This is a genomic window from Idiomarina sp. UBA4206 (assembly GCF_002383015.1).
GTDB lineage: Bacteria > Pseudomonadota > Gammaproteobacteria > Enterobacterales > Alteromonadaceae > Idiomarina > Idiomarina abyssalis.
The window spans coordinates 20,233-28,771 of the sequence record NZ_DFTS01000044.1; the positions used below are offsets into that span (position 1 = coordinate 20,233).

Annotated in this window: 10 protein-coding genes and 3 pseudogenes; 11 read left to right on the forward strand and 2 right to left on the reverse strand. The window is 47.1% G+C overall.

What is annotated here, in order from left to right:
- A partial coding sequence (locus tag B3180_RS10215) for a nuclease-related domain-containing protein (RefSeq protein WP_286844349.1) occupies positions 1-262 on the forward strand: 262 nt, incomplete at its 5' end.
- A 184-nt stretch (positions 263-446) separates the two neighbouring features.
- The gene (locus tag B3180_RS10220; RefSeq protein ID WP_074930865.1) at positions 447-617 is read left to right on the forward strand and encodes a DUF3545 family protein; all 171 of its coding nucleotides are present in this window, start codon (positions 447-449) and stop codon (positions 615-617) included.
- Positions 618-678: 61 nt separating this feature from the next.
- On the opposite strand, the gene suhB is transcribed toward B3180_RS10220, so the two are convergent.
- Positions 679-1,455 (reverse strand): inositol-1-monophosphatase, encoded by a 777-nt coding sequence (gene suhB / locus B3180_RS10225; RefSeq protein WP_054489349.1) that lies wholly within the window; start codon positions 1,453-1,455, stop codon positions 679-681.
- 108 nt (positions 1,456-1,563) lie between these two features.
- Here suhB and trmJ point away from each other — a divergent pair, with 108 nt between their 5' ends.
- The 3 genes from trmJ (at position 1,564) to B3180_RS10240 (ending at position 4,021) form a co-directional block, all read left to right on the forward strand.
- The gene (trmJ, locus tag B3180_RS10230; RefSeq protein ID WP_273022653.1) at positions 1,564-2,286 is read left to right on the forward strand and encodes a tRNA (cytosine(32)/uridine(32)-2'-O)-methyltransferase TrmJ; all 723 of its coding nucleotides are present in this window, start codon (positions 1,564-1,566) and stop codon (positions 2,284-2,286) included.
- Between the two features lie 67 nt (positions 2,287-2,353).
- Positions 2,354-2,833, forward strand: a complete 480-nt coding sequence (gene iscR / locus B3180_RS10235; RefSeq protein WP_054489344.1) for a Fe-S cluster assembly transcriptional regulator IscR — start codon at positions 2,354-2,356, stop codon at positions 2,831-2,833.
- 30 nt (positions 2,834-2,863) lie between these two features.
- Positions 2,864-4,021 (forward strand): IscS subfamily cysteine desulfurase, encoded by a 1,158-nt coding sequence (locus B3180_RS10240; protein ID WP_286844353.1) that lies wholly within the window; start codon positions 2,864-2,866, stop codon positions 4,019-4,021.
- On the opposite strand, the gene msrA is transcribed toward B3180_RS10240, so the two are convergent.
- A complete protein-coding gene (msrA, locus tag B3180_RS10245) occupies positions 4,018-4,563 on the reverse strand; it encodes a peptide-methionine (S)-S-oxide reductase MsrA (RefSeq protein WP_278358468.1) in 546 nt (181 codons plus the stop codon). The two genes, B3180_RS10240 and msrA, sit on opposite strands and share 4 nt — an antisense overlap.
- A gap of 165 nt (positions 4,564-4,728) precedes the next feature.
- Between msrA and ndk the strand changes: the two genes are divergently transcribed.
- The 6 genes and pseudogenes from ndk to B3180_RS10275 all read left to right on the forward strand — a co-directional run.
- The gene (gene ndk, locus B3180_RS10250; RefSeq protein WP_011235266.1) at positions 4,729-5,160 is read left to right on the forward strand and encodes a nucleoside-diphosphate kinase; all 432 of its coding nucleotides are present in this window, start codon (positions 4,729-4,731) and stop codon (positions 5,158-5,160) included.
- Between the two features lie 58 nt (positions 5,161-5,218).
- Positions 5,219-5,651 (forward strand): annotated as a pseudogene (locus B3180_RS10255) (bifunctional tRNA (adenosine(37)-C2)-methyltransferase TrmG/ribosomal RNA large subunit methyltransferase RlmN); the annotation flags it as partial.
- Positions 5,652-5,753: 102 nt separating this feature from the next.
- Positions 5,754-6,485, forward strand: a pseudogene (rlmN, locus tag B3180_RS10260) (23S rRNA (adenine(2503)-C(2))-methyltransferase RlmN); the annotation flags it as partial.
- A 33-nt stretch (positions 6,486-6,518) separates the two neighbouring features.
- A complete protein-coding gene (locus B3180_RS10265; protein ID WP_054489336.1) occupies positions 6,519-6,974 on the forward strand; it encodes a tetratricopeptide repeat protein in 456 nt (151 codons plus the stop codon).
- Between the two features lie 20 nt (positions 6,975-6,994).
- Complete coding sequence (locus B3180_RS10270) at positions 6,995-8,101, forward strand: RodZ domain-containing protein (protein WP_278358469.1); 1,107 nt, start codon at positions 6,995-6,997, stop codon at positions 8,099-8,101.
- A 19-nt stretch (positions 8,102-8,120) separates the two neighbouring features.
- Positions 8,121-8,539, forward strand: a pseudogene (locus tag B3180_RS10275) (flavodoxin-dependent (E)-4-hydroxy-3-methylbut-2-enyl-diphosphate synthase); the annotation flags it as partial.

Below are 8,539 nucleotides of genomic sequence, written 5' to 3' on the forward strand. Positions count from 1 at the left end.
CAATCCAATAAAACAGTTAAAAAAACAGGTTCATGTTTTAGCTGAGCACCTGAAGAAAAACCGCGCATCAACCTGGATAGACGGCGTTGTGTTTTTCTCGCACCGCAGTGCACGGGTTAAACTGTCTTCACCACCCAGCGTGCCTGTTCTTGAACGTAAAGGACTGGTTGAATATATATTGAATTATCAGCCCAAGCGGGCACCCTCAAATGTAGAGAAAGTCGTGCAGCAGCTAGTAGAACTTAAGCAAATGACGGTTTAGTAATACTAACCAATGATTCTTCATACCTTTGCCACAACCTGTTAACAAAACCGTAACAAAGTCCTTTTAATGTGTCCTGGTGTGTGGTACTTATGAGTTGTGGTTTTTTTGTTAACGAACAGATTAACTGCAGCGCTAATACCATAATTAAAAAAGTTGTATCAAAAAAGCAGAGGGTCATACCATGGATAATTCCGAAGAACTGCAAAAGGTAAATGACAAGTCTGGAAAGGGTCGCGCCGCAAAACGTAAATGGCGTGAAATAGAACAACTAAAAGAGAAGTACCGGTTGCGGGAAGAACTCTCTGAAATGGATTACTCGCTAGAGCTCGATTTGGAAGAAATCGAATTATAAAAAAGAACGCCGTCTGGGTTAGCTCAGACGGCGTTTTGCTTTTTAGCGACTGAAAAACAGCTTAGCGAATTTGTGCCAGCATTTGTTTTAATGCTTTTGGCGCACCGGCTGCTATGTTGCCTGACTGAATGTAGTTGTGACCACCTTGAAAGTCACTGACTATGCCACCTGCTTCGCGAATTAATAATTCGCCGGCCAGCATGTCCCAGGGTTTTAAACCCATTTCCCAAAAAGCATCATGGCGTGCAGCAGCTACGTAAGCTAAATCTAAAGCGGCTGCGCCTGCGCGACGTACGTCAGCACAGTGTTCAAACAGTTTGCTGAACATATCCAGGTATTCTGGTAAGCGGTTTTTCATTTTGAATGGGAACCCGGTAGCAATAATTGCGCCTTTTAATTCCACTTTCGGTGAAATACGTAAACGACGGCCATTCAGCTGAGCGCCTGCCCCGCGAGATGCGGTGAAGAGTTCTTCGCGCATAGGGTCATACACAACGGCCTGTTGAACAGAGCCTTTGTGAAGCAAAGCAATAGAAATACAAAAGTGGGGAATACCGCGCATGTAATTGGTGGTGCCGTCTAGCGGATCGATAACCCACTGGAAGTCATTTTCTTTACCAGCCTGGGTACCGCTTTCTTCTGCAATGATGCCATGGTCCGGGTAGGACTTTTTGATAGTGTTGATAATAGCCTGCTCTGCGGCTTTATCCATTTCAGTAACCCAGTCATTTAAGCCTTTTGATTCGGCTTCAACAGGGCTGCCCTGGTCGAAATTTTTAACTAAAATTTTGCCGGCCGCACGCGCTGCGCGCACCGCAATATTTAACATCGGATGCATACCAATTACCTGTGCTGTAAAAGAACAATTTTCGGTCGCGGATCATACCAGTGTTACGGTATCATGCCAAACTTTTCCATAAGTCGAGAAAAATCCAAGGGAAACGCCATGCTTGATAACATTCGTATTGTTCTGGTGAACACTTCTCACACCGGGAACATAGGCTCTGTTGCCCGTGCCATGAAAACCATGGGACTGTCTAAATTAACGTTAGTAGACCCTGTGCAGGAGCCGGACAGTCACGCATCCGCTTTGGCGGCTGGTGCAACTGATATTTTGGCATCGGCGACTATTGTGGACACCTTGCAAGAAGCGATTGCCGATTGCGGTCTGGTTATTGCGACCAGTGCTCGTAACCGTACGCTGGACTGGCCGCTTTTAGGGCCTCGTGAGTGTGCTGGCAAAGTGCTGGAAGAAGTAGGACAGCACGAGGTGGCTTTAGTATTTGGTCGTGAAAACAGTGGCCTAACCAATGAAGAGCTGCAGCAAAGTCAGTTCCACCTGCATATACCAACAAACCCGGATTACAGTTCTCTGAACCTGGCTATGGCGGTACAAACCGTGTGCTATGAACTGCGCATGCAGTGGCTGGAATCGCAACAACACAGATCTGGAGAATTACCGGAGTATCCAAGAGCCGAAGATTTAGAACGGTTTTACGAGCACCTTGAAAAAACATTGAGCCAAACAGGGTTCATTGTGCGTCAGCACCCGGGGCAGGTAATGACGAAATTACGCCGCTTATTCACCCGTGCCCGGCCGGAAGAGAACGAAATTAATATTTTGCGGGGTATTTTAGCCTCGGTGGATAAATCGACAGGCAATACTTGACTAAAATAGTCAGGAATGTAAAATTTCATAACATATTATGCTGATTTAAACACCAGAGGAAACCACCATGCGCCTGACGTCAAAAGGTCGATACGCAGTTACAGCTATGCTGGACGTTGCGCTTTTTACGGCAAATGGTCCTGTGCCGTTAGCGGACATTTCTGAGCGTCAGGGAATATCTCTGTCGTATTTAGAGCAACTGTTTGCGCGTTTGCGTAAGCACGGGCTGGTGGACAGTGTACGTGGTCCGGGCGGTGGTTATCGTCTGGGTTGCCCGGCAACCGATATTTCTGTTGGTGCAGTCATTCATGCCGTTGATGAATCTATTGATGCGACTCGTTGCCAGGGTAAAGCTAACTGCCAGGGCGGTGAGCGCTGTTTGACACATTCGTTGTGGGAAGGCTTAAGCGACCGCATAGCGGACTTCCTGGACGGCATTACCTTGGCTGAACTGATGAAAAAGCGCGATGTTGGTGATGTTCTGAGTCGGCAAAATTCACTTCATAATAAAAGTGAAGAAGAAATTAAGTTAAACTCACATCTTTAATATTGTCTTTAGTTTGTCAGGAGCAACGAAGTGCCCAAGCTACCCCTTTATTTTGATTATGCTGCAACCACCCCTGTAGATCCTGTTGTAGCAGAGAAGATGATGGGCTGTTTAACTCAGGATGGTCTCTTCGGAAACCCTGCGTCACGTTCACATAAATACGGCTGGCAGGCTGAGGAAGCCGTTGATGTTGCCCGGCATCAGGTTGCTGATTTAATCAATGCCGACGCGCGCGAAATTGTGTTTACCTCCGGCGCTACTGAATCGGATAACCTGGCAATAAAAGGTGCGGCTCAGTATTACTCAGATAAAGGCAAGCATATTATTACGCTGAAAACTGAACACAAGGCAGTATTAGATACTTGCGCTCAGTTAGAAAAAGAAGGCTTTGAAGTTACTTACCTGGACGTTGGCAGCGACGGACTGCTGGATATGGATTTGTTCCGCTCAGCTCTGCGTGAAGATACCGTCCTGGTAAGCGTTATGCTGGTTAATAATGAAGTTGGCGTTATTCAGGACATTGCTGCTATTGGGCAGCTTTGTCGTGAAAATGGCACCTTATTCCACGTTGATGCTGCCCAGGCTTCCGGTAAAGTTTCTATGGATATGGCTGAGTTGCCGGTCGATATAATGTCACTTTCTGCTCACAAAATGTATGGCCCTAAAGGTATTGGGGCGCTCTATGTGCGTCGTACGCCCAGAGTTCGGCTACTTGCGCAAATGCATGGCGGCGGTCACGAACGGGGTATGCGTTCGGGTACCTTACCAACCCACCAGATTGTCGGCATGGGCGTTGCGGCTGAAATTGCTCGTAATGAGCTGGAGCTGGAGCCTGTGCGGGTTAAAAACCTGCAGCAGCGGTTATGGAAGGGTGTTAGTCAGCTAGAAGGTGTAACCCTGAATGGCTCTGACCAGCAACGGGTTCCGCATATTACCAATATCAGCTTTGCCGGAGTTGATGGTGAACTGCTGCTAATGGCGTTAAAAGATCTTGCGCTTTCGTCGGGCTCGGCCTGCACGTCGGCCAGCGTTGAACCTTCGTATGTGCTGAGAGCATTAGGCGTTGAACATGAGCTGGCAATGAGCTCATTGCGCTTTAGTATTGGCCGTTATACGTCCGAAGACGATATCGACAGTGCAGTAGAGCTTATCCACCGCACTATCGGTACCTTGCGAGGGGCTGCTTAGTCTTTCAGCATGCCGGCAAAGGTTTTGCGGAACTTAGCCAGCTTAGGTGAAATGACCGCCTGACAATACGGGTTTTCCGGGTTTCTGGCGTAGTAGTTTTCGTGGTAATCCTCCGCCGGATAAAAGGTCCCTAACTCGGTGACTTCCGTTACTATAGGCGCTGCAAATGCATCGTCAGCCTCTAGCTCAGCAATAATTTTCTCGGCTTCTCGTTTTTGCTCGTCATTATGATAGAAGATTGATGTGCGATATTGCGTGCCAACATCGTTACCCTGGCGATTCACCTGAGTCGGATCGTGCAGGGTGAAAAAGATTTCTAAGATTTGACGGTAAGAGATCTGCTCCGGATCGTACTGGAGTTGAGCGACTTCTGCGTGGCCCGTGTTTCCCGTGCAAACTTGTTCGTAAGTGGGGTTTGGCGTATGACCACCCGTGTAGCCGGATTTAACCGACTGAATGCCTTTTACCTGAAGGAAGGCAGACTCAACACACCAGAAGCAGCCGCCGCCCAGAGTAGCTTGTTGGTATTCATTGTTCGCCATGTCAGAACTCCTTATCGTCAAATAGACGTCTATATGGCTAATTTGTTTTAGCATCCTAGCTGAGAATAAGTGAAAAAACAATCACTGGGTATTCGATTTCTGCGCTGATCTCACGTATAATCCGCGCGACTAATTTATCCCTTTATTTTATTGGAGTTTATAACCATGGCTTTAGAGCGCACTCTATCAATTATCAAGCCTGATGCAGTTGCAAAAAACTTAATCGGCGCTATCTACAACCGTTTTGAATCTGCTGGCCTACGCATTGTCGGTGCTAAAATGATGCACTTAAGCAAAGAACAGGCGGAAGGTTTCTACGCTGAACACAAAGAACGTCCTTTCTTTGGCGCTTTGGTTGAATTCATGACTTCAGGTCCTATCGTTGTTCAGGTTCTTGAAGGTGAAGACGCTGTGCGTAAAAACCGTGACATTATGGGTGCTACGAATCCTGCAGAAGCACTGGCAGGAACTATCCGTGCCGACTATGCTGAAACTATAGACGAAAATGCGGTACACGGTTCAGATGCAACTGAATCTGCTGCGCGCGAAATCTCTTACTTCTTCAGCGACGAAGAAGTTTGCCAGCGCACTCGTTAAGACGTAAGAAAATATAGCCTGACGGGAACGTCAGGCTACACCAGAACACTGGAGCTTTATGACCAACGCAATAGATAAAAAAGTGAACTTACTCGACCTGAATCGTGAGGGGATTAAAGAATTCTTTCGTGAAATGGGTGAGAAACCGTTTCGTGCCGAACAGGTTATGAAATGGCTGTATCACTTTTGTGTCGATGACTTTGATGAGATGACGAATCTCAATAAAGCTTTGCGTGAAAAGCTCAAGCAAGTAGCCGAGATTCGCGCACCTGAAATTCGTGAACAACAGCAGTCGTCAGATGGCACCATTAAGTTCGCGATGACTTTGTTTGACGGTCAGGACGTGGAAACGGTATGGATACCCGAAGGTGACCGCGCTACTTTGTGCGTGTCTTCTCAGGTTGGGTGTGCTTTAGAGTGCACTTTCTGCTCAACAGGGGCTCAGGGCTTTAACCGTAACNNCCAGCGCTTTTTGCTGGCGATAATATTTGTTTGTTAGGGCTGTTCACGAACAAAGCGACACATCCCTTTACCAAGATTTGTTCCATCTCGCTCAATGTAACCATAACTACGGTAGAAAGTTATCTATCCAAAGCGTGGCAGAAATTATCGGCCAGGTGTGGCGGGTGAACCAGCTTTTAGGGGCTTATGGAAAAACCGGAATTAAACCCGTAACGAACGTTGTCATGATGGGCATGGGTGAACCACTGCTTAACTTAAACAATGTTGTTCCGGCAATGGAGTTAATGTTAGATGACCTGGGCTTTGGTTTATCAAAGCGTCGTGTCACTTTAAGTACTTCCGGTGTTGTTCCCGCATTGGAAAAGTTACGTGAACGCATTGATGTCATGCTGGCAATTTCGCTGCATGCACCAGACGATGAGCTCCGTAACGAAATTGTACCTGTTAATAAGAAGTACAATATTGAAGAATTTCTGGCATCGAGCCGTCGTTATGTTGAGCAGTCAAAAGCTCAGCGTAAAGTAACGGTAGAGTATGTCATGCTGGACCATGTGAATGATTCAACTGATCAAGCGCATGCGCTGGCGAAAACATTAAAAGATACCCCAAGTAAAATTAATCTTATTCCGTTTAACCCGTTCCCGGGCTCGGACTACGGCCGTTCCAGCAACTCGCGTATTGACCGTTTTGCTAAGGTACTGATGGAGTATGGGTTTACTGTAATGGTAAGAAAAACCCGGGGTGACGATATTGACGCAGCTTGCGGACAATTGGTCGGCGACGTCATTGATCGTACAAAACGCATACTGAAGCGTCAGCAGAAACAGCGTGGTGGAGAAGCAATAGCTGTAAAGACCGCGTAAATTAACAGAATCGCAGGCACAAGGAGTGTGATAATGCGAGCCGCTTTATTATTGATAGCCGTAGTGCTATATGGTTGTACCGCTAACCCTGAACAGTCGGTTTCTGAGGGTAAAGATGTACGGTTGCAGCTGGGACTTGCTTACTTAGCGCAAGGGAAGTTAAAACTTGCGCATCCACATTTGCAAACCGCATTAAAGAATAACCCTCAGTCTCTGGATGCCAACCTTGCCTTAGGGCAATGGTATTTATCGACAAATGACGTTGATTCAGCTTTGTCACTTTACCAACAGGCATTATCATGGCAACCTATGAGCGGTGCATTGTACAATAACTATGCGGTTGCACTGTGTGTGGCTGGTGACTGGAAAACAGCACTGACGTATTTTGATAAAGTGAGGTTGGATAGTAAGTATTCACATCACGACCGGGCCAGGAAAAACAGAGCCGAATGCCTGGCACGAGGAAGTCACGACGCAGCTCAACCATAACAGGGAAACCCCTTACAATCATGACTGCTGAAAACGAACCAACACAAGATAACGAAAAAACAGAACCTGAAGCGGTAAAAGAAACAGAACAAATGCCGAGCAAGGGTCCTGGACAAATACTAAAAGAAGCTCGTGAAGCAAAAGGCCTAAGCCAGCGCGAGGTTGCAGACCAACTGCGTTTGAGAAAGCAGATCATTGAGTTGCTGGAAGTCGATGACTACTCAACTTTTTCGACGCCTACTTTTATTAAAGGTTATTTAAGAGCTTACGCCAAGTTATTGGATCTGGACGACACTGAGTTATTTCAGGCCTACAAGGCAAAAGGCTTTCAAGAAGTTCAAAGTAGCCAGATGCAGAGCTTTTCACGACGTAAGAAGCATCAGGAAAACGATAACCGCTTAATGCTGATTACATACGTGGTCATTATTGTTGTTATTGCCTTAGTTATTTGGTGGTGGCAGGAGCCTGACCTTGGTTTTAATGAAAAAGCTAACGGCTCTCAGGAAAGTTCAGAAGTTGCTCCGACGGATGCCGATGGTGAAGCCGACAGTGTTGGCGGTATTGAAATTTCGAATCAGCCGACCGAGCCACAAATCCGGCCTGACGAAGAAGACGCTGTATTAGAGTCAGATGTTGAAGCCGAAGACACTAACGTTGCTGTTGAATCTGTTCAGGAACCGACTGCAGAAGCTCAAGAACTGAATAGCGAGTCGACGGGCGACACCTTAGCAGGTCCGGAGCCGGTTACCGAAGAGACAGATAATGATTCGTCTCTTGAGAGTGCTGAAGAAGCTACCCCTGAAGCTCAGTCAGCAGAAGCTGATGCTGAGCCGATGGAAGCCGCTCAGGTGGCGGCAGAGCAATCTGAGCAGCCTGAAGCGAGCTCACCCAGTTTGGTTTTAGACTTTAATGAAGAATGTTGGGTGAAAATTGATGACGCCACCGGTGAAACTCAGGCCGTTGGTGTTAAAGCAGCGGGCTATCGCATGCCGGTACCGGGCGAGGCTCCATTTTCGGTTACACTATGTAAACCCGAAGCAGTTAACGTAAGTTTTAACGGTAATGCCGTTGATATGAGCCAGTTCCGTACGGGCCGTGTTGCGCGCTTTACCGTGCCGACAGAGTAGTAGAGGTCAATTTAAGGTTATGATGCACGAAAATCCAATTAAACGCCGTCCTTCACGCCGTTTGTATGTAGGTAATGTACCTATTGGCGATGGCGCACCGATTGCTGTGCAGTCTATGACAAATACTGAAACAACCGATGTTGATGCTACCGTTGCTCAAATTGATGCGTTGGCTCAGGCCGGAGCTGATATTGTCCGGGTTTCGGTACCGACAATGGAAGCGGCTGAAGCTTTCAAACAAATCAAATTACGCAGCTCTGTCCCTCTGGTTACTGACATTCATTTCGATTATCGCATAGCACTAAAAGTTGCTGAATACGGCGCTGACTGTTTACGCATTAACCCGGGCAACATTGGCCGTGAAGACAGAATCAAAGCCGTTGTTGATGCTGCGCGTGAGCGCAACATTCCAATTCGCATCGGTGTTAATGGCGGGTC

Coding starts and splice junctions, on each gene's coding strand:
- B3180_RS10220 (WP_074930865.1), top strand. CDS start 447: ATGGATAATTCCGAAGAACTGCAAAAGGTAAATGACAAGTCTGGAAAG.
- suhB (WP_054489349.1), bottom strand. CDS start 1,455: ATGCATCCGATGTTAAATATTGCGGTGCGCGCAGCGCGTGCGGCCGGC.
- trmJ (WP_273022653.1), top strand. CDS start 1,564: ATGCTTGATAACATTCGTATTGTTCTGGTGAACACTTCTCACACCGGG.
- iscR (WP_054489344.1), top strand. CDS start 2,354: ATGCGCCTGACGTCAAAAGGTCGATACGCAGTTACAGCTATGCTGGAC.
- msrA (WP_278358468.1), bottom strand. CDS start 4,563: ATGGCGAACAATGAATACCAACAAGCTACTCTGGGCGGCGGCTGCTTC.
- ndk (WP_011235266.1), top strand. CDS start 4,729: ATGGCTTTAGAGCGCACTCTATCAATTATCAAGCCTGATGCAGTTGCA.
- B3180_RS10265 (WP_054489336.1), top strand. CDS start 6,519: ATGCGAGCCGCTTTATTATTGATAGCCGTAGTGCTATATGGTTGTACC.
- B3180_RS10270 (WP_278358469.1), top strand. CDS start 6,995: ATGACTGCTGAAAACGAACCAACACAAGATAACGAAAAAACAGAACCT.